Annotated in this window: 15 protein-coding genes; 8 read left to right on the top strand and 7 right to left on the bottom strand. The window is 27.9% G+C overall.

Translation table 11 applies throughout. From position 1 onward, the window contains the following. Positions 1-39: 39 nt before the first annotated feature. The 3 genes from dptF to dptH are packed head-to-tail and all read left to right on the top strand — an operon-like array spanning position 40 to position 8,290. The gene (gene dptF, locus B5X81_RS15190) at positions 40-1,803 is read left to right on the top strand and encodes a DNA phosphorothioation-dependent restriction protein DptF (RefSeq protein WP_079492861.1); all 1,764 of its coding nucleotides are present in this window, start codon (positions 40-42) and stop codon (positions 1,801-1,803) included. A gap of 3 nt (positions 1,804-1,806) precedes the next feature. Next, on the top strand, positions 1,807-3,198 hold the full coding sequence (gene dptG / locus B5X81_RS15185; RefSeq protein WP_079492860.1) for a DNA phosphorothioation-dependent restriction protein DptG: 1,392 nt from the start codon (positions 1,807-1,809) through the stop codon (positions 3,196-3,198). Further along, positions 3,179-8,290 (top strand): DNA phosphorothioation-dependent restriction protein DptH, encoded by a 5,112-nt coding sequence (gene dptH, locus B5X81_RS15180; RefSeq protein WP_079492858.1) that lies wholly within the window; start codon positions 3,179-3,181, stop codon positions 8,288-8,290. Before dptG ends, dptH begins: the two co-directional genes overlap by 20 nt. Positions 8,291-8,359: 69 nt before the next feature. On the opposite strand, the gene B5X81_RS15175 is transcribed toward dptH, so the two are convergent. The 7 genes from B5X81_RS15175 to B5X81_RS15145 all read right to left on the bottom strand — a co-directional run bounded on the left by B5X81_RS15175 (position 8,360) and on the right by B5X81_RS15145 (position 16,054). After that, positions 8,360-9,538 carry a cysteine desulfurase family protein gene (locus B5X81_RS15175; protein WP_079492857.1) on the bottom strand — a complete coding sequence of 393 codons (1,179 nt, stop codon included), beginning with the start codon at positions 9,536-9,538 and terminating at the stop codon, positions 8,360-8,362. Then, complete coding sequence (locus B5X81_RS15170) at positions 9,535-9,924, bottom strand: DndE family protein (protein WP_079492855.1); 390 nt, start codon at positions 9,922-9,924, stop codon at positions 9,535-9,537. The genes B5X81_RS15175 and B5X81_RS15170 overlap by 4 nt, the downstream gene beginning before the upstream one ends. Positions 9,925-9,926: 2 nt before the next feature. Further along, complete coding sequence (locus B5X81_RS15165) at positions 9,927-12,086, bottom strand: AAA family ATPase (RefSeq protein WP_079492854.1); 2,160 nt, start codon at positions 12,084-12,086, stop codon at positions 9,927-9,929. Next, positions 12,076-13,695 (bottom strand): DNA phosphorothioation system sulfurtransferase DndC, encoded by a 1,620-nt coding sequence (gene dndC, locus B5X81_RS15160; RefSeq protein ID WP_079492950.1) that lies wholly within the window; start codon positions 13,693-13,695, stop codon positions 12,076-12,078. Before dndC ends, B5X81_RS15165 begins: the two co-directional genes overlap by 11 nt. A 19-nt stretch (positions 13,696-13,714) precedes the next feature. Further along, a complete protein-coding gene (gene dndB / locus B5X81_RS15155) occupies positions 13,715-14,788 on the bottom strand; it encodes a DNA sulfur modification protein DndB (RefSeq protein WP_079492852.1) in 1,074 nt (357 codons plus the stop codon). Positions 14,789-15,124: 336 nt separating this feature from the next. Continuing rightward, complete coding sequence (locus tag B5X81_RS15150) at positions 15,125-15,625, bottom strand: ImmA/IrrE family metallo-endopeptidase (protein WP_079492851.1); 501 nt, start codon at positions 15,623-15,625, stop codon at positions 15,125-15,127. Between the two features lie 18 nt (positions 15,626-15,643). Beyond that, the gene (locus B5X81_RS15145; RefSeq protein ID WP_079492849.1) at positions 15,644-16,054 is read right to left on the bottom strand and encodes a helix-turn-helix domain-containing protein; all 411 of its coding nucleotides are present in this window, start codon (positions 16,052-16,054) and stop codon (positions 15,644-15,646) included. Positions 16,055-16,204: 150 nt separating this feature from the next. Between B5X81_RS15145 and B5X81_RS15140 the strand changes: the two genes are divergently transcribed. From B5X81_RS15140 to B5X81_RS15125, 5 genes are all read left to right on the top strand, one after another. Continuing rightward, positions 16,205-16,723: a hypothetical protein gene (locus tag B5X81_RS15140; RefSeq protein WP_079492847.1), complete on the top strand. Its 519-nt coding sequence runs from the start codon at positions 16,205-16,207 to the stop codon at positions 16,721-16,723. Positions 16,724-17,068: 345 nt separating this feature from the next. Further along, positions 17,069-17,548, top strand: coding sequence for a sigma factor-like helix-turn-helix DNA-binding protein (locus B5X81_RS15135; RefSeq protein ID WP_079492846.1), 480 nt, complete (start codon positions 17,069-17,071; stop codon positions 17,546-17,548). Positions 17,549-18,052: 504 nt separating this feature from the next. Beyond that, positions 18,053-20,287 carry an ATP-dependent DNA helicase gene (locus tag B5X81_RS15130; RefSeq protein ID WP_079492844.1) on the top strand — a complete coding sequence of 745 codons (2,235 nt, stop codon included), beginning with the start codon at positions 18,053-18,055 and terminating at the stop codon, positions 20,285-20,287. Further along, positions 20,284-20,496, top strand: a complete 213-nt coding sequence (locus tag B5X81_RS27140) for a hypothetical protein (RefSeq protein ID WP_244282113.1) — start codon at positions 20,284-20,286, stop codon at positions 20,494-20,496. Before B5X81_RS15130 ends, B5X81_RS27140 begins: the two co-directional genes overlap by 4 nt. 45 nt (positions 20,497-20,541) lie before the next feature. Beyond that, positions 20,542-22,395 (top strand): recombinase family protein, encoded by a 1,854-nt coding sequence (locus tag B5X81_RS15125; RefSeq protein ID WP_079492843.1) that lies wholly within the window; start codon positions 20,542-20,544, stop codon positions 22,393-22,395. Positions 22,396-22,693: the final 298 nt, after the last annotated feature.

Genomic DNA, 22,693 nt, shown 5'->3' with positions numbered 1-22,693 from the left:
ATAAATAATTGATATTATTGGGCAGAAGGGTGAAAGAAAGTGACTGATAAAGTGGAAAGATATTGTTTAATAGAAGAGTTAAGTAAGTTGAAAGAATCGTCTAAAGAAGCAGTTGAAAATTTAACTGAGTTTAGTGAATTCAAGATGTATATGCATGTACCAAGAAAGTCACAAGAGGAATTGGAAAAAATTATTTTTAGAGAAAGTAAAAAAGATGGAGCCAGTCTAATACTTGTATGTGGAAGTGTTGGAGACGGTAAGTCACATATAATATCTTATTTAAATAATAAATATCCTTCAGACATGGCTAAGTTTAAATTGCATAATGATGCTACAGAAAGTTATGATCCAACTAAAACATCTATAGATACTTTAAATGAAGAGTTAGATGAATTTAGTGACGATAAATTAGAAACAAGTAAAAGAAAATTAATATTAGCTATAAACTTGGGAACGCTTAGTAACTTTATTGACTCTCAGTATGGTTATCGATATTCTAAGTTAAAGAAATTTGTTGTAGATAAGAAAATATTAGAAACTAAAATATGCTGCAATAAGTATGATGATGAAAATCCATTTCAATTTGTAAATTTTGGAGACTATCATTTATTTACACTAAAAAATGGAAGGGTATACTCCGATTACATAAAATCATTGATAAATAAAATTACAGACCCATCAGAGTTAAATAATTTCTTTCTTTCATATGAAACCAACTGTAAACCATGTAAAAATAGAGGCTGCTGTCCTATAAAATCAAATTATGAATTATTAAGTGTAGAAAAAGTTAAAGAAGGTATAGTAGATTTGCTAATTCAATGCGTTATCAAAAATAAGATAATAATTTCAACAAGAGCACTATTGAATTTTTTATATGAAATCATAGTTTCAAGATCTTTTATAGATGCTAGTTCTCCAAATGTGAAAAATAAGATAGCTAATATTAATGCAAAGAATTATATAAAGTCTCTTACATTTAATATATTATTCAATCATAAAGAATTATCTTTTATTTTCAAGTCCTTAAATTCATTAGATCCTTTAAATATAAGAAATTCTGAAGTAGATGAGTTTATAATTGAATTTATTAATGCTGATGATGTAATGGAATATTTTGATAAATATTTAGCTTATCCTCAAGGATACATTGATAAAATTAGAAATCAAGAACTATCTAAAAAAGAAGATGAGGAGTTGAGACATGAACTTCTAAAACTATTTATTAGAAGCTATAATTTTTGTGGTGTTGGAAATCTTTTTTCTTTAAAAGATCAGCTTTACGAAGAATACATTAAAAGATTATATGATTGGAATAGAGGGAATAAAGCGGAATTAAAAATTCTATATGACAGTATTAAAGAAGCTATACTCAAATGGAATGGCGAATCTGAAAAAGATTCAATTAATATCTTTTTAGGTAAACATCAGATGAAGTACAAAGTATCTGAAAGAATAGAACTTATTGCAGATACTAAAAATCTTCCTGAGGATGATAAAGTAGAGTTAGATAAGTTTTTGATTACCATGAACATTAGATATAGAGGAGATAAGTTAAGCGAGGGTAAAGAAATTCAGTTAGATTATTCTTTATATGAGTTACTTATAAAAGTTAAAAATGGGTACAGACCAAATAAAAAAGATAAGAATCAAGCTATCAGGTTCGTTGAATTTATAAATGATATAGAGCAATCAGGTTCTCAATATAAAGAACTACTATTTATGGAGAAAAATAGAGAAAAAAATAGAAAGTATAGACTTGAATATAGTGAAGAATTTGAACAATATAGATTTATGGAGATGTAGTGTATGATAGAACAAATAAGATATAAAATTAATTTTGAAGAGATACGAAAAAGTTTTCAATTCAAGGAAACGGGTGGGCTCACAAATAGTCAAGGGAAAAAATATAGATTATTACCATATAAAGCTAATGAAAATAACTTAGTTTCCAATTTTAAAGGGGTAGTTGGAGCTTTTTCAAGAGGGATTTCTAATAAAGAAATTAAGGAAAAAATTGATGTGAACTTATTTTTAGATAAGGTTGCTGAAAAAATTCATGATTATGAAAATGAAAGCTCTAAAGAAAAGTTTAAGGATATAATTGAAACTATGTTTATAGATGGAGATGAATTAGTTAATTTTAATATTAAAGCATTAAACTACATTTATTCAACAAAACAGGAAGAGAATATAGCTAATTTTATGATTTCTGTTTTATATAGTAAAGACTTAGATAATGGTATACACAGATTATATAATATAAATAAAGACAATATATTATATAAGTCAGTATTACAATCTCTACCAGAAATTAAAGAAAAGAGCAATGAAGTAGAAAAATATAATTGTTATCTACCTTTTATAAAAGAATTGTTTATAAAAGATTTTTCATTTTTGATGCAGAATGAAGAAACTTATAAAAGTTATATAAAAAGATTTATTGAATTTTATTATATGTTTTATATTACTCAACTAAGTATAAAATTATCTCAATTTCAAGAAGCCGATTTAACTAGGCCCGATTTAATTTACTACACATTAGATTGGGAAAAAACTTCAAAAAACAGAACAGCCTATAGATTAGGATGGCAGTGTCTGGAGCCCAAAGTTAGCGACTTATTTTCTCATGTAATAACATTAGAACTCTTAAATCATCATGGTCAAGAAAAACAGTTAGGTTATATAGAGATTCATGAACTGTTCCGTAGTTTAGATGAAAATGATGTTGCAAACGAGATAAATCAGATTATAGAGATCTACAAAAATCAATTAGGTAATGACATTGATTGGGATACTCTTCAGCATAAAGATATATCAACAGGAAATAAAGGGTTTGATAAAGTATATTATTTATTTGATGTAGTAAAACATCAGTTTAAAAAGTCAACTAGAACGAGAGCAAATGATGCTTATAAAAACTGGTTTATAAAATTTGCTAAAGAAAATTTTGCTAAAAGAAGAGGACAATTAGGTTATAACTTAAATATAACAGAAGAAGATATTATATTCTTAACTAAGGTTTGTATAAAAAATCGTGAAAAAATAAAGTTGAATTTATTGTTTAGCGAGTTTGAAAAAAGAGGGGTATTTTTTGATAAAGATTCTAAAGAAAGGGTTATTCAATTGTATGAGAAACTAAACATATTAGAAAAAAAATCGGATAGTGGGGATGCACAATATGTTAAATCAATTTTATAATTATTTATCAGATAAGGTAATAAATTTCTTTAGGAGCAACTCATTGGGCGTAGGAGATAAATACAATATTCAGTTTGAAACAGAAGATCAGGTAAGAAAGCTTTATAAAGAATTAAAGGAATATAGGTACTGCCAAGAATTTCAATATAAAGATAGACAGGGGAATGTAAGATATACTTCATATATGCTAAATTTTAATAAGGTCAAATTGATTATAGCAGCGACTGTAGATGATATACAACCAGATTTTTTAACTAGATTAAGGAATATGGTAGGAGTAGAGGAAGGATATAAAGATAAGGCAATAATATTTATACATAATAGCAATTTAGATAGTATTATAGGGGGAACAGAGTCTTTTAATAAAGAAGGGATGCCGTTTCATATAACTTCTTTAGAGAACGACATAAAGAAAAAGCTAGTTGATGCTTCTTTTTCTGAAGTGGATAAAAAAATAATCGAGTTTGAATTAGATAGAAAAAAAAGGGATGCTTTTTTAGATAATACGTCTGTATTTGAATATATGGATTTATTATCTATAGTAAATGAAGCTTGTATTAAAAAGGAATATTACAAAAATTTTGGGTTATTTTATGATTCTAAAATAAAAGAATTTACAGGAGAAAAATTAAAGAAAAGAATTAAAGAAAATGCTCTTTATTTTAATAGGGTAGATGAAATTCATAATTATGGTAATCCGGATACTCAACTAGAGAAATATTTTGATGAAAGAGGTATTTCAAAATTAAAAGGTGAGGAATGGAAATCAAATGATTTTAAAGATATAGAGAAATCAATAGAAAACAAAAAAAACATAAAATATCTTGAGTATATAGGATGTAATACTGAATGGGATAAACCTGAAGGAGATTCTACGGCAAAGTTAAGGATAAGAAACATAATTGTTTTTAGTAAAAATCGAGAGGAAAAGTTAGAATTAGAATTTAGATTTGATGATTTTCTAAAACAAGAAAAAATTAGAGTTTTTGGTGATGTTGAAGCAATTAAATCAGGAAAAAAGTTAAAGGTAGTTATATCTAACATTTTAGAAAAAACAAATTTTTATAAAGTTATTTATCAAGAGGAAAAAAATATAAAATTTGAATTTAAAATTTTATTGCTAAATATACAAGAGAAATACTTAGAAAGTATAAAAACTAAATACTCATTAAATATTAATAATAGCCTTAGAAATTGTTGTATATCATTAAATACAGATGAAACAGAATTTGCATTTAATGAGTTCCAAAAAAAAGAAAATAGGTATGAAATTACTGAAAATGGTGAAAGAATAGCATTAGAATATGATGAGACACTTTTACTTAAAATAAGTGATACATTTCAATATGACAATGATAATGGTATTGTAAAATTTGAACTTAAAATAAATGATGAGGTTATACCAATAAGATTAAAAGCAACCAATCAAAAGGTAAATTATATTGGTGGATTAGAGGTTTGGAAATTAAAACGTGAGAAAAAAATTAATTTTAAGTTAGTTGGAGATAATAGATTAAAATATGGGACTAACGAGAGATATATTAGAGACGAATTTAAGAAAAATATTGAATTAGAAAAAGAGATAATTCAAACAGAAGGGCTATATTTTAAAGAAACCTTTAAAGGAGTTGAAGTAGTTAATATAAACATTGATAGAGAAGTAAACAAAGCGTATAATGCTATAATTGAATACTATAAGCTTAATGGTTCACTGCCAAGCCTAACTTTTCTAAATGATGAAATCAAAAAGCTTTATATGGAGTTTATGCAAGCATATGAATGTGCTTTAAATAGAATTGAAGAAGGAAGTTATTTAGGAGAAGAAGAAAGAAATTTACTCAAGATTGGAACTATTAAAAGGGAGATAGAGGAAGAGGAAATATTGCATTCACCACTATCGCCACTAAATATTGCTTATCAATTACATATTGATAAAAAGGTAGTAATGCATCAAATTTCACAAGATATAATCAAAAAATTAACATCTACATACTTACTACCTTATATTTCAGGAAAAGAAGAACGATTATACATTGCTATAGAACAACATCATTCGCCAGAGTGGAAATACTATGTAGATGAAAAATTACCTAGATATAAGAGTTCAAGGAATTTTGTTTCTAAGCTAATTAGTGAAAAAATACAAGAATTTATAGAGCACTTTAAATATATATTTAATATGGGCGATAATACCCCTATTAAAATTAACCTTATAAATACAGGGGACAGTAAGGAAATATTGGAAGGGATATTTAAGTATTATATAAAACAACTAAAAAACAAGAATAATATCCTACCCATAGAACTCTTTATATATTCAAACAAAAATGTTACTAACGCCTTTGAAGAGGTAGCTTTTAATGATGATATTCATAGTTTAAAAGAAATTTATAACTTGGATTTAAACATAGATAACATGTCTGAAGAAGACATATTAAATCTCTATAGAGAAAATGTTCAATTTTACTCTAAAAGAATAGAAGATGGTGTTGAGTATTCGCATATAACATTTATAGAGATGAATAATAAGATTAAATCAGTAACATCTAAGATGGAGGATATACCTTCAGGTGTTATTTTGGATGGATTAATTTCAGGAATACCATCGGCATTTTTAGGAGATTCATATAGAACTGGATTTGGAACTAAGTATGCGAAGAAAAATAGTAATTTAATGGAAACAGCAGTTAAGGTTAATGCGTTAAATGCTGCATTATCAGGAGAACCTTTTAATAGTACTCAATGTAAAGCTATTTCTATGCCTAGCAATAGTAATGGAATATTAGATGAAATTTATGATGCTAGTCATTGGGTAACATTTATAGATCCAAAAGTTGACTTAAACTTTTTTAAAAATGATCCCGGAGCTAAGGATTTATTAATAATACATTATAGTGATCAATACACAACAGTTGGTGGATATGATGCAATAACAGTAACAAGAAAATCAGGTCCCTATCAAAAAGTTATAGAGGAGTTTTTATATAATAAAGGAATAGAAAATGTAGAAAAATATTCTCCAATAATTATAAACATGTTTAATGCAATAAATGGGGATTGGTTATTAAGATTACTGAGTAGTAAATCATATTTTCCAAAAGAAAAGATAAGTATATTATCTGCGATAAAGTTAGCTTTAGCTGAATTCAAAAAACATAATATTATATGGGTACCAATATCTCTGGAGGAAGTTTTAAGAATCTCAGGTGGTGCTGGTCTTAAGCAAACAGATGCTTTTATAAGCTTAAAAGATCTGGGGATTGACAAAAGTGGATACAAAAGCGATGATATTTTATTGTTTGGTATTGAAGCTTTAAAAGATAGAGTGATAGTACATTTTTATCCTATAGAAGTCAAAATTGGTAATAATAAAGATACATATATTGACAAAGGTGTAGAACAAGTTAAATCTACAAAGGATATCTTCTGTAGAATTATGTTGCCGATCGAAGGAGAAAAAACAACTAGCATTCAAAAAATATATAGAAATTTTCTTATGCAGTTAGTAATAATAAGTGCAGAAAAACTAAATCTTTATGATGTCTGTAATGAAGAAAATTGGGAAATGGTAATGGACTCAGACTTAAGAAAGAAATTATTAAATGAAGAGTATCAAGTAACTAATATTAAACAAAAGGATATGGGAGAAGGGGCAGTTATTTCATTTAAAAGAGGGGCTACCTGTATTAATAGGAAAATAGAAGATGACATATTAGTTCTTGAAGTACCAGAGGATAGTGCAGCTAGTTTCTTAACTAAATCTATTCATGATATTAGAAATGTTATTGGAAAAACAGTTTTAGAAAATATAAATATAGAAGAAAATAATATTAATTTAATAGATTTAGTTGCCGTATCACAAGATAAATATTGTGAAATGGGAAAGGAAATACAGCTAGAAGAAAATCGGGTGAAAGAAGACAGAAAAGAAGTAACTGATGAAAGTTCAAGAAGTATAGAAATACTTTTTGGACATAACTGGAATAATAATAAAGAAGTAATATGGTATCCTAATGATACAGATAAAGTTTTTCATACTAATACTGGGATAATTGGAACCATGGGAACTGGAAAAACACAGTTTACTAAATCTATAATTACTCAAATTTATAGAGAGATGCAATATAATGTTGATGGTAAGCAAGTAGGAATACTTATTTTTGATTATAAAGGAGATTATAATAAATCAAAGATGGATTTTGTTAATGCTACAAATGCAGATATATATAAGCTATTTAAACTGCCTTTTAATCCTTTTACAATTAGTCTAACAGACGATCCTATGCCTATGTTACCCTACCATATAGGTAGTACTTTTGCAGAGACTATAGTGAAGGCTTTTGGATTAGGTAAAAAGCAGGAAGCATTACTAGAGGATTTAATAGAAGAAGCGTACAGTAGAAAAGGGATATTGAGTCATGTACCTGATACATGGAAATATACAGCTCCAACATTAAAAGATGTTTACGATATATATGAAGAAAGAGAAGACATTAAAAAAGACGATAGCCTTTATGCGGCCTTTAGAAAACTAATCAAGTTACAAATTTTTGAGCCAAATGCAAATAAAACTTGTGCGTTATTTGACTTAATTAATGGAGTGACAGTCATTGATTTATCAGGTTATGATACAGGAACACAAAACCTTGTAGTAGCAATAACATTAGATTTATTTTATTCTCAGATGCAAGCTCATGGGCATAGTAAAATACAAGGAAAATTTAGACAATTAGATAAAATAATTTTAGTAGATGAAGCAGATAATTTTTTAAGCAAGAACTTTACTTCCATAAAGAATATACTGAAAGAAGGAAGAGAGTTTGGTGTTGGTACGATTTTGTCTACTCAACTATTAAGTCATTTTTCTACAGGCGAAAATGATTATGCAAATTATATTCTGACTTGGGTTATTCACAATGTTTCTGATTTAAGCAATAAAGACGTTAAATATATATTTAATACTCAGAATAAACAAGAAGAAGAAAGATTGTATAATAAAATTAAAAGTTTAAATAAGCACTATAGTCTTGTAAAGATGAAAGACGAAATAATTCATATGAAGGACAAAGCATTTTGGCAGTTAATTGAATAAAACATTGATTAGAGTACATTTAATAGCTAACATTAACATACAAAAATTGTTTATGTTAGCTATTATTTTTTAAAATAGATCATTAATAGAAGAATATTTAGACAAAGTTAAACGTATAAATTGTGAACTAACAGATTTTTTGCCAATCTCATCAATAACATAAGACGGTTCACTAATTCCACATGCAGAACCAGCAGAAATAGCTACTTTATTAGATAAATCTTTAATAAAAATTTCATTAATTATATTAGGAATAATCATACCTATAACTCCAGGAATTTTATTATCCTGATCACCTAAAAACTCAATACCAGGATATTTGATATTGAGTATTTTTTTTACTTCAGGTTCTAGAGATATTATCTTTTTTATATACTTATTCATATCTCTTTTTGCTATTTCACAAGCTTTACCAAAACCAACTATGTTATGAACAGCATGAGTACCCCCTCTATAACCGTATTCTTGTTGACCTCCATGAATTAAAGAAGTTAATGGAGTATGTGCATAGTTATTTTTTCTTATAAAAGCAGCACCAACACCTTTAGGGCCATAAAGCTTATGGGCTGAAAAAGATAGAAAATCTACTGGGACTTTACGCACATCTATATCAATTTTACCAAGTACTTGAGTAGCATCAGAGTGAAATAGTATATTATTTTCTTTTGCTATAGAACATAAATTATTAATTGGATTTAAAGAACCTATTTCATTATTGCCCCAAATAAAAGATGCTAATATACTATTAGTTTTAATAGCGTTTTTAAAATCCTCTTGATTAACTTGCCCAAACTCATTAACTTTAAGGAAAGTAATATTAAAACCTCTATCCACTTTTTTAAAAGTGTTTTTTATTTTTACAAATTTACTTACAGCATTATTTCTAATTCTATTATCAAATATATCTCCATTTAAATATTTACAAGCTTGAAGTACAGATTTATGCTCAACAGTAGATGTTATTATATGGTTTCCTTTGTTTTCATAGTACTTTTTATAATCTGCGACACCTTTAATAATAAAATTATTACTTTCTGAAGCACCTCCAGTAAAAATTATTTCTTCAGGTTTTGAATTAATTAAGGCAGCAACTTTTTCTCGAGCTTCTTCAACAGCCTTCTCTGCATTAACAGCTAAAGAATAATATCTGCTTGAAGGATTACCATACTCTTCTTTTAGATATGGAAGCATAGCATCTAAGACTTCAGGATCTATAGGGGTAGTAGAACTATTATCAAGATAATTCATAGGGACATACCTCCTTTTATTGTAATGTGTGTTAAAAATTTCTCGAGATTTCCTCCTGAATATTCATATAGCTTTGAAAGTAATTGTGCTCCCTTATCAATATGTTTTTTAGTATAGATAGGATAATATTCATCATCACTTAAGTGCCTTTGTAGTTTGATTTCCATTAAGGCTTTATATATAGTATCATATTCACCAGTAACTGTAGCTCTTTGTAGCTCTAATCCATGTATATCTGTATCTTCAAAATTTTCAATAGAATCTATATCTCTAAGTGATAACGATATAGCAATTTTACAGAGCGCAAAAGGTTTAAGGTTACTACTAGCTCCAATATACTCAAAAATTTCTTTAGTTTTTTTTGATGTTTTTAATCTAAATCCCATAATTACACCTCAAAATAGCCTTTTTTAATTTCTGTCTTTCTTTCTTTTTCATTATAAAGCAATAAATATTCATGGCAAATATATGGTTTAATGATTTTATATATACTTTTATCTATTTCTTCATTAGTAGACAAAAGTATAACTTGGTTACTTATATTAGGAAGATAATTATTCGTTAATGATTTTCTATGAGTTTCATCTACTCTTGCATAAGGTGTATCAAGTATAAAAGGTATCTCTTTTTCAGAACTTTTAATTAGTGACCAAATTAAACAAAGAATATATATTTGTTTTTCACCTTTAGAAAGATCGTTAACATTGACTTTAGTTCTTAAATTTATACAATTATATGAAGGAGTAGAATTAATTAAAACCAATAAATCATCAAAAGATTTAGCTCTATATTTTAATAAAAGATCTTCAACAAATTTTAATCCATATTTTTTTGTAATATCTTTAACTCCTAAGTTGTTGATAATATTCAAAATATCTTGTGTACTGTAATTTTTTAAAACATAAAGAGTACATTCAAAATTTGAGTCAATTACGATGCTAGATACATAGTCGGATTTTCTTATTATAGTATTAAAAATTTCTATAAAATTTTTTTCTAATAGTTTTAATTTATTTTGAGTTAATTCACTTAGCAAAGTATCAATATACTCAGTTATATTAGATGAAAGATTTAAATTATTATCATTTTGCATGAATGAAGTATAAGTATTTTTAACTCTACTATAATTATAAAGTGCTGTTTTCTCCTTTTCAACATATGAGTTAAGCTCATAATTTAAAGATAGTATTTCGTTTTCAGTAGAATGAATCTTGTCATTAATGCTATTTATTTTCACTAAATAACTGTTTACAAAATCACCAGTTACCGAGGAACTTAGCTTATCTCTTAATGCTTTAATACGTTCTGATATTTCTTTTATTCTATTATAGCTATTAAGTAATTTGTTTTTTAAGTCGTTTTCACCACTACATATAGCATTAATAATAGCTAGAACATTATTTTGTTGTTCAGAAGATAACATTAATATTTCTTTTGAAGTAGAAAGTTCTTTTATATTAAACATTTGGTTAATTATTGTAGTTGCAAGCTCATTATATTTAGATTCATCAATATCACATATGTTGTGAGATAATAGTGATTTACGAATTATATCTCCTGAAAGTTTATTTTTAATGCTGTTATAAGAAGAAATAATATTTTCTTTTTCGATTTGTTTTATAGTTTCTTTTAATAAATCAGTAATTAAAAGAAATGGTAATATGTCATTACAATAGTCCTTAATATATTGGTTAATTGAAGTTCTCTCATTTTCTAGAGATATTATCTTGGAGTTTATGGACTTTTCCTCATTTTCTAGTATACCACCAGAAGTCTTAAAATCTTTCTCTAATAAATCTTTTTGAATAAGTAATGTATGGAGACTATTCTTTTTACTAGCAAGCTTGACTTCTATCTTTTTAATGTTATTTTGTACACTAGTTAAGGTTTCTAATGATTGATCGTATTGAGTTTCAATATTTGTAAGACTACGATTTTCCTTTGTAATTTTTCTTTGAAAAGATAGAAGATGCTTCTTTAGAACGCTGAAAGTATCATAATTGAATAATTGTAATACCGCTTCTTTAAAACTATGTGACGAATTTTTATTGTTAAAAAACTCGCTGAGTTCTTCCCCATCAAAAAAGAAAAAATTAAACAAAGAATGGGGAAGATTTGCTTGAAGATACTTATTAAAAAAGCTAGCTTCATCTTCAGTTAACAATTTATCATTTTTAAAAACTTGAAAGTTTTCAATTATTTTTTGATTAACATAAACCCAATTTCTATTTAAAATGTATTTGATTATTTGAGTTCCTTCAAAGAAGGATAAAGTAACTGAAATATTACAGTCAACAATTTCATTCTTAAAAGCATTGTTATTTATATTATTTTTAACTTTATTTAAGTAAATTGGATTATTTCCTAAATATCCATATGAGCTAGGACCATAAATACAAAGCCTAATCGCTTCAAATAATGTGGATTTACCAGAGCCATTCTCCCCACCGATTAAAACTATGTTTTTATTTTGGGAAGGAGTGAAAGAAAATTCAGTTTCATCTTCATATGATTTAAAGTTTTTGAGCTTAATACTATTAATAATCATTTTCTATCTCCTCAACTATGCTTTTGTGTAAATATCTTTGATTTAAAATCTTTGAAATAGATCTATCTAATATTGTTCTGTTTGTAAAATGTTTATTTTTATTAGTTTCTATTAATAAAGAAGTTATTAAATTATCAGGAAGATTAAATTTTTTATTTAGGGTTTTTATTTTAATTAGAGTTTCATTATCAAAAATTGGTTTTTTAAAATCATGCCAGGGCAGTTTCTTCCCCATGACATTATTATAAATATCAACCAATGAATGACAAGTTAAATCTTCTTCGTCATCCCAAATTTTATCGATGACTTCAAGTTCTTCAACTGTTATTAATGGAAAGTCAATAAATCTGTTAATCTTTTTTTGAGTTTCTAATAATTTTTGTAATATTTTTTTTCTAGCTTTAAAATTAAAAGGGCCATATCCAAGTACATTTATATAACGTCCCTTATCACTTTCAAAAACTTTAGAAGGATCAATTTGATAATTATTAATTAAAGGCAATAACTCTAGATATATTTTTTCTTTATTTGAAGACTCTTTGTTGCCTTTATGGATGTCTTCTACAGAATTTTTGAGATCAACATATTCCTTATTTCCTTTATTAAAAATATAGTTTTTGTCTAATTCTAAGTTGTGTATTAAAGGTAGATTATCTAAAAGCAATTTTTTATAATAATGATTACCATCTCTTCTGTATTGTTTTCTGTACTCATGCTTATCTCTTATACTTATTAACCAATTTCTGAAATTTAGAAGAGGCTGCAACCATTCCTCGCCATTTTGAATAAAACCAGTCAACGATTTATCCTGAACTACAACGGTGCAACACCAGCAACCAAAGCGCGAATTACCACAAGAAGGGGTATCCACTTGACCTTTAGAATTTTTAGTAATTGTAAAAGGGCATTCTCCACCATCTGAGCCCATATATAAATTATGCAAATCATTATTATTCGTACCCCAAGGAGTATTACCATTATTGCTTAAAAGTATCTTCCATACTTCATCTGTTGTTAAATCTACGATAGGATTATATACATAAGTATTGTTGATAGTATTATGAGGCGTAAATAAATATCCTTCTATTTCTCTGTTTTCTATTCGTCTTTTTCGTGATAAACTTTCATCTTTTCTAACTCCAAGTAGCAAAACAACTTCACCATTTTCCTCAACTCTTTTTTTGATAAACTCATTAGAGGGCTTAATTTTTAAACGTTCAGTACACCATCTAAATCGAATTGAAGTAGGTGTGGGTAATCCTCTTCCAATTATATTAGTCCAAAAAGTATTATCATATTTTGGGTACACTATATGTGATGAAATAGGTAAAAGTGTATTTTTGGCATATCTATTTATAGCATCACAATTAGTCTGTAAGTAACCTAAAACTATAGGATTTTCAATTAAGGTATCAGAAGAAACTATATATATATGCTTATGCCTTTTACTTTTAGGTAAAGAAGTTAACATTTTAAAAGCTAGTTGAACAACAGCGGTGCTATCTTTACCTCCACTATATCCAATAATCCAAGGCCTATTATCATGCTGATATACCTTTTTCATTTCTTCTAGTATATAATTTAAATTATCTGTAAAGTTATTGATCATTATAGTTGCCTTCCTTTTTTTAAAGTTCATTTTCAATTTTAAGTTCATCTTTGGTTAATGGCAAATTAAGTTTTTTCTTTATTAGGTTTTTTGTAAGTTTAATATAGTAGCTACTTTTTACAATTCTTCCGCTTGTTCCTATAGCTCTATTTTGCCAATCATCTAGGTTGTTTCGATTCCAATTAATATGTTTAATATTTTTTAAAATGTCTTTCCAATTTTTTTGATGATTTTTGTACAAATAATTGCCAACAAGACCTAATGCTTCAAGCAGGACACCACTTGAACTAATAAATTCTCCTCTAAATTTTGCAGGACTAAGTTCTTTAGAAAATACTAGTTGCCATTCACTCATATAATTACAAAGAATGTCCCAAAACTCTTTTACAAAATAAATAGATTCTTTATCTGTTAGATTTAGTTTGCTTAGTAACTTTTTATTAGTTTCATGTATGCTACTTAAAGTAAATAATTTTGAAGAGAACTTAGATAAAGAAGCATTCTCTTTGTCAGTATAATATTTTAAATGTTCATTAGATTCAACCAAATCTTTGGATATAATAGCAATTGGGTCTCTTGAATCATATAGAATTCCAATAGATTTTGAAACATTAATAGCATGTTTATTTAAGTCAGCGAATATTTGCTGACTACGTTTTAACTCTTCATCAATAAAGATAACAACAGATATTGTTTCTTCAGAAAGAGAGGGATCTGTTTTTAAAGCTTCTTCAATAGCAGCTCTTCTATGCTGCCCATCATTAATTAGTAATCTACTATCCATAGATACTTTCAAGATTCCTATGTTCTTATCTAATTCATTGTTAAATGGTAGAAACTCAAAATTGCCATCAATTGATGCCGTTAGTGAAGAGAATACATAGTCTTTAGGATTGTCTATTATGTATTGAGCAATTATAGGTATACGATTTTTATTTAGAATCCTTTGTGCTCTATATTCAGGTGGTAATTCGTCTTCACTGAATATAAATAATTTAGATAGTATTGAAAGAGGACACATAATAACAAAAAAATCTCTATTAGCTTGCTTTCCTTTTATCGCAGGAAAAGAATAAAAAAAGTTATTATTCATTTTACACTCCTTACGTACGTAATAATATATTCTATTATAATCATTTACGTACGTAATGTAAAGAGATGATTTAATTAGATGTTATAAAAATAGTTGTTTAAGTATTAATAGATTGATTTTATTAAAACATTAACAATATGAAAAATAAGGTGAAAAGAAAGTTGAGTTATTACATTATAATATTATAGAAATAAAAATAACAACTTTTATGGCAAAATCTTATTTTTATTCAAAATAATGCAATTATTTGATTTTATACATTAGAATAGCATTTTAATTTCATGGATTATATTTCAGCAATTCACATCAGTAGATGTAATTGTTTAGGGCAATTACTCACCGCAAAAACCCCTTTTTATACCCAATAGGAATATTAAGCTCATAACCCCTGTTATTCATAGCTTGTAGCTTTATGGATAACAGGTTTTTATCTATGTATAGCATTTTTGCAGTAGTAAAAAAATCATACCCAGATTTAAGGACATTAATGACTTCCTCATCATCTACTAAAAGCTCAGCTGCAAACAAATTAGCTTCAAATTCAGTTTGATTTGTTAGCGTGTAAATATTAGTTTCAGTAAAAAAATCCATAATACCCCTATGTAACTGATCATGTCCTAACTCATGGGCTAGGACAATTTTAATCATGGTAGCATCCAGTTTACTATTGACAATGATAAACCTATTACGTTGGTTAATTGTATAAAATCCTTTCAACTCAGGTAATTCCTTCATTTTAACATTAACATTTAGCCCTTTAGCAATAATAAAAGGATTATTAGAATTAAATTTCTTTTTTAATGAATCAGCAAGTTCTTTAATATAACTCGTCATCATAGGTATCCCCCATAAAGCTTATTTTTGTTTTTTTAAATACTTTTTAGGCGTATATTTCTTATTAATGACTTTAGATTCCCAATAAATCTCTTGCATGATTTGAAATACAGCATCTTTATCTTCTTGACTTAGTTCTCCCCCAGCAAAAAGTGCAGTAGTTTCCTTAATTATTTGTTCAGCTCTTTCTTTCCCACGAGAGCCTCCTTGTTCCTTTGCTTCCATAATAAAGGCTTCTTCTTCTGTTAGCAAATAATCAGCAGATACATTAAAAATCTCCATAATCTTCAAAATAACTTTTTTAGATGGATTTTGAGTGTTTCCTTCATAATTTTGAATCTGTCGTGTACTGACTCCTAAAGCATTGGCAAGCTCCTTTTGTGTTAAATCTTTAGATGTTCTTAAATGCTTTAATTTACTTCCTAAATTCAATCTTAACACCTCCTTGAATAAAGTTCGGGTTGACACGAATAGATTATGCGGGTATAATAGCAAATATAGGAAACGAATAATAAGTTCGTGTTACTATTATTATATGCGCACATTAAGTTATTGTCAAATAAGAAATAAGGGGGTTAGGGTATGACTGAAACAATCTATAATAGTTTATTAAACAAAATAGAAATACATAAAAAGATAGATGCAGAGACATATCACAATGCCAGGTTACTTCTTAAAACTTATTCTACCGTAGCTTGGGAGAATGCAACTAATTATCAAGATATTGTGTGTGAGCATAGCGAAACCTATGGAACAGAAGATTACAGTGGACTAGAAATAATGAGCCAGCTAGGGGAAGAGAAAAAGGCAAGGGAACTGAAAGACAAATTAATGAATGTTGCTGAGAATATGATAATGCTTGAAGCTATAGAAAGAGCACTAATACATGTAAAAGAATATCCTTACAATGGACAACTTTACTATGAAATTATAAGTAAAAATTTTTTTGTGAAATATAAATACAGTGAAAGGGAAATGCTTGAATCGTTAGATATGGCTAGAACAACTTATTATAGAAAAAGGAAAGAAGCCATTCATTTATTTGGTGTTTCTCTATGGGGATTTATCATACCAACAATTATGAAAACTCTTCCGATATAAGATATAAATGGAATTAATTTGGAACTAAATAGGGACTAAAAAAGGACTGCTTTGCTACTGACTTGGAATGTCAACTTCAGTTACAATGGTAATATGGAATACCTATCCAAAAATTACATATAGAAGAAATGACAGACTCTATAACTTTAATTGTTATAGGGTCTTTTTTTATACCCAACTTTAAATGGCCGCACTTTTGATGCGGCTTTTTTTTATGGGCAGATTTCTCTCTTCTACTGTGTTTTTGGTAAAGAGAGGAGTAGAAATCATGTCAGTAAAAATACGTTCTCCCTAACCTTCGGTTTTGAAATATCACTTAAAAAATTCAAAATCGGAGGTTGCCAAATGAATAAGATAATTTTATGTGAAGTATGTAGAGAAGCTAAAGATCAAGAAAGCTTTTGCCCTAAGTGTACTTTTTATATCCAGCAATACTGTAATAACTGTATAGAAAAATCAGCATATACATGTGCTAAATGTAAAGAAGCAAGAAATTTTTTAGAAAGCGATGATAAGAGACAAGCATCAGCGGAAAGAACAGATAGAAATCATATTATTCATATCAGCTTAGAATATGCAGAAGGTAAGAAGATGCTAAAAAATAGGAAGTCTAATGCTTTAGATAAATTAATTGAAAGCAATGATCGTAAGAAGATTTTGCAAGCATTTAGTTGCTTAACAGAAACTCAAAAGAGAAGGTTTATTGCACATTGCATTGATGGAATGACTTATCGAGAAATTGCAGCTAAAGAAGGGGTTAACCATACAAAAATACAAAAATCCGTAGAACAGGCAAGAAAAAAAATAAAAAACTTTTTCAAATAGGGGGTACAAATCAGCATTTTTTTTCCTAGTTTATGAAGGGAACTTTTCCTTTCATGAACTTTGAAAAATACTGACTGGGCTAGAAGATGTTCTTCTAGCCAGTCATTCATACCCTCTTTCTAAGGTACATTACCTTGTAGCCGAAAGGAAAGCGACATTAATAACCTCGCCATGACCATTTTATGAGAGCGATAAAGGTTGATTAAAAATAATTTCATGGTTGAAATTAATCGCTATGACCTACAGGGGAAAAGTCAAGATGATACTTCTGCATAGTCCTAATAAACATATGGAGTGCAGCTAATGGAGATCCCATTGGAGAAAATAGTGTAATTTGCAAGCTGAGAGTTACATTAGGTTCTATGAGAATAGTTACCGCTATTCGCCTTAGAAATATAAATTATGAAATCTAATATTATTAACAGTATTCCTATGAAGCAATATTACTGGGCTGTATAGGAATGTTGTTAATAAAAATAAAAGTACAATGGAGGATGATTTAAAATGTGTGCAATAAATAGAAATACTCATTATGCAATAAATAAATTGAAGGAAAAAGTAAAGCTAGAGAAAAGAGAAAGAGGAATATTTATTTCAAGAGACTGTGTTGTGACAGAAACTTATACTGGTAAAACCTATAAGTATAGAGTCTACAATTATATTACAGGTAATACCAAGTACTTGGGATATAAAAAGCGGGCTATAGAAACAGATGGTTATGAAGCCTTATTATCAAAAGTAGCTGATCTTTCATTTTATAATATTAGCTATCCAACTGATGGAGAGGAACTTATTGATTATATATTTACAACAGTACTTACAAGCTTTGGATTTAAAATAAGAATGGAGCAAATAGACCTTTCAAAGCATATGTATAGAACCATGAAAAAACAAGCTATTTCATTAAGTGATATTGCAGTAGGCTTAGGAAAAACCCATGCTTATCTTGTTGCATCAATTGTTTATCATATTAATAATAAATCTGGTATGAATAAAATAATTAATCAACCAATCGTTATATCGACATCAAGTAAACGACTTCAAAAGGCTATAGTAAGAGAATATGTGCCTGAAATATCAAAAATGCTATTATCCCATGGAATTATAGATGAAGCTATAACAGCTGTTATTAGAAAAGGTCGAGAAAATTACATTTGTGATTTGCGATTGAAAAATTATGTTGATAATCTTAGTCCATTTAAGAAAAATCCAAAAGAATATGGGATATTGAAAAATTTAATAGAAGGTAATCATGTGGATTTAGACAGCGTCAATAGGCTTAGGAATTATGATAGGCAGCGAATAAAAGTGATTTCAAAACATTGCAGAAGCTGTCCAGAAAATAAATATTGTCGATATAGAAAACTCCTTGAACAGATGAATCAACCGAAACATTTTTTTCAAGTTACCAATCATCATTATATGATTGCAGATTTATTAAAAAGAGAAAAGGAAGGAACGCCGCTATTACCTGACTATAAGATAGTAATTTATGATGAAGCACATAAGTTACCCGATGTTTATATAGATATGCAGACCTTAGAATTAGAGAAAAGTGAAATACTCAACCTTATAAAAAAGATTAAGCCAAAGAATAAAAAAGATAAACATTTAAAATCACTAGTTAAACACTGTAATGAAGTTATTAAAATTGTTAACAACATTTTTGGAAATATTAAATTAGATACTTTGAAAAATGATGAAGAATCTAATAAGTATCCTGTAAAAGACAGAACAAAATTACATCAAGAGTTACGAAGATTAAAAAATCAAGTATTTAATATTATATTATTCATTCCTGATAGAAAAAGAGGAGAACAAATTGCTTTTGAAAAATTAGGAGACTGCATTGATATGATAATGAGCAACCAGTCAATTATATGGATAGAGAGTCCTATTCAATCTAAGGAAGTTGTTATTAGAGGGGTTCCTAAAGAAGTAAATGAAATGTTAGGACAAGATATTTTTAAGGGAAATAAACCGATTCTACTAACTAGTGGTACCTTATCCGTTAATGGTGACTTTAGTTATATTAAAAACATATTGGGGATTAGTGAAACTACAGAAGTACAAGAAATTCATAAGCTATCGCCATTTAATTATTATGACAATACCCTACTATATCAAGCAAATGATATACCTTCCCCCAAGCAAGATAACGATGAATACATCATGAAAGTAGGAAACAGAATTATTCAACTAATTAATGCAAGCTATGGACATGCTTTAGTATTATTTACATCATATGAAATGATGAGCAAGATTTATAGAATATTGAAAGATAAGTCTATACACTATCCACTTTTCATTTTATCTAGAGGGAATAGTTCAGCTATAAGTGATTATCGAAAAAGTAAAAACGGCGTTTTATTAGCTTGTGGAAGTATATGGGAAGGTATTAATTTTACAGGTGATATATTATCTCATCTTATTATAGTAAAGTTACCTTTTTTAATCCCTGACCCAATAACAGAATACAAAAAATCACAAATAAATGATTATCAAAAGTTCAAAGAAGATATTCTAATACCACAGATGTTAACAAAATTAAAACAAGGATATGGTCGAGCTATAAGAACAGAAACAGATACAGCGGTCATATCGATTTTAGATATAAGAGCAAATATGCAATATAAAGAAGCAGTTCGGCAGGCTCTACCTAAATGCAAGATTACATACAACATAGAAGATATAAAAACATTTATTCAGGAGAAAAAAGACCCTGAATATTTTTTATGAAAAAAATGATGATTGATTTGAGGAGAAGGGGGAAAATCATGGATAATATTTTAATGTATAACATGCAGTTAGTCATGTTAAAGAAATTATCTGATAAAGAATTAATATCTATAATGGAATATGATCTCATAAAAAATAAATTAAGAAAGAAATATAAAATAAATGAAACCATCCCTTGGGGGTTGAAAACAGAATGTAGTAGAATGTAAGCACACTTTGATTAAGAAGTAATAATAAAAGGAAGGAGAAAAACAGTGAAAGAAGTACATGTTATAGAAGCTCGTTCAGATAGAATAAATAGAAGAAATTCTAAAAAGATTGAACGAATAAGAGTTGCTGCCTATTGTCGTGTAAGTACTGATTCAGAAGAGCAGTTACTAAGCTATAATTCTCAAGTATTACATTATAGGCAACTAGTACAAAGCAATAGTGAGTGGGAATTAGTAGAAATATATGCTGATGAAGCTATATCAGGTACACAAATAAACAATAGAATTAGTTTTCAAAAGATGATTAACGATGCATTAGATGATAAAATAGACTTGATTATTACAAAATCTATATCAAGATTTGCCCGCAATACTTTAGATACTTTAAAATATGTAAGACTTTTAAAAAAGCATAACGTAGCCATATTCTTTGAAAAAGAAAATATTAACACATTAACAATGAATGGTGAAATGCTACTAGTTATTTTAAGTTCATTAGCTCAACAGGAGAGTGAATCCATATCAGCCAATGTGAAAATGGGCTTAAAGATGAAGATGAAAAGAGGAGAAATGACAGGATTTAATGGTTGCTTGGGATATGATTATGATCCAAAGCAAAAAATTCTAACCGTTAATGAAAAAGAAGCAGAAATAATTAAATATATTTTTAATAGATATATTTCAGGAATGGGCTGTTATGTTATTGCAAAGGAATTGACAAAATTAAAGTACAAGACTAAAAGGGGTAGTACTAACTGGGGAGAAAGTACAGTTAGAGGTATTATTAAGAACGAGAAATACAAAGGCGATTTATTAATGGGAAAAACTTTTACAGTAGACCCAATCACCCATAGAAGATTAGATAACTTTGGGGAAGAGGATAAATACTATGTAAAGGATCACCACGAACCTATCATTTCAAAAGAAGTATTTGAAGAAGCCCAACGAATCCTGGCAAAAAGAAGCCCGAGAAAATCCATGGAAAAAGGATTAAAGCGTGAGAAATACAGTAGAAAATATGCATTTAGCAGTATGATGAAATGCGGGTTTTGTGGCAGCACTATAGGAAGACGCTCATGGCATGGAAATAATGTCACCTATAGAAAAATAGTCTGGGCATGTATTACAGGTACAAAAAAAGGCAAAAAATATTGTAATCATTTTAAGAGTATAAGTGAGCAAGCATTAGAAGCTGCCTTTGTAGATTCCTTCAATCTTATGTGTACAAATAATAAAGATGTAGTTGTAGAATTTCTAAAAACCGTTGAAGAATCAATTGGCAAAAGTAATCTAACTAAGAAGTTGAGAAAAATAAGTGAAGACATTTATAAATTAGAAAATAAGTTAAGTAAGCTTGTTGAACTAAATATTGATGGTATAATTAATAAAGAAACCTATGAAGCAAAGTATCATGATACAACATCTGAAATTGAGAAACTAAAAGATGAACAAGATCAATTAGGAAATGCTTATGAAGAACAAAAAGAATTAGAGAAGAAAATGAAATCCTTTAGGAAAGTATTTGACAATAATGAGCTACTTGAAAAATTTGATAGAGAGATATTTGAGAATATCATCGATAAAGTAGTTATTGGAAAAGTCGATGAATCAGGTATAAGAAATCCTTATTCAGTTACTTTTATTTTTAAAACAGGTTTACAATTAGAGGAGGACTGTACTGTAAAAAAGCCTAATGGAATACACGGTATAAAAGATGAAACCGTGTATTCCTATAACGGAATCGACACATGTGGAGACAGTTGTACGACTATGTCGTCGCAACCATTGATTTTACTGGTGTTTCAGCAGTTTTGTGATTTCTATTCTTTTAGCAAAAATAGTGAAAATCACCCTGAAAAAGACCTAAAAAGGAGTATCGAAATAAGAATTGCTATATGATATGGTATGTGGGAACACGTTAGAAATAAGTAGATTTTTAGCTTAAAAAATTGAAAATAGGTAGTAAAAAATCCTGAATTCGAATGATTGAATTCAGGATTTTTTAGTGGCTATTTTAGTAGAGCTTATAACTTATTGTATTAATACTTTTGCTGATTGATAAACAGATAGGCATAAATAATTTAATATTTAAAAGAGATTGAGTAAGCGACAATTTTATATTCACATTGAATTTGAAATAAATTTATGATAATATTTATTTGTATCAAAAAATCTAAAGTTTATAATATGGAGGTAA

The organism is Maledivibacter halophilus (assembly GCF_900167445.1).
Lineage (GTDB): Bacteria > Bacillota > Clostridia > Peptostreptococcales > Caminicellaceae > Maledivibacter > Maledivibacter halophilus.
This window is presented reverse-complemented; position numbering and strand designations above follow the sequence as displayed.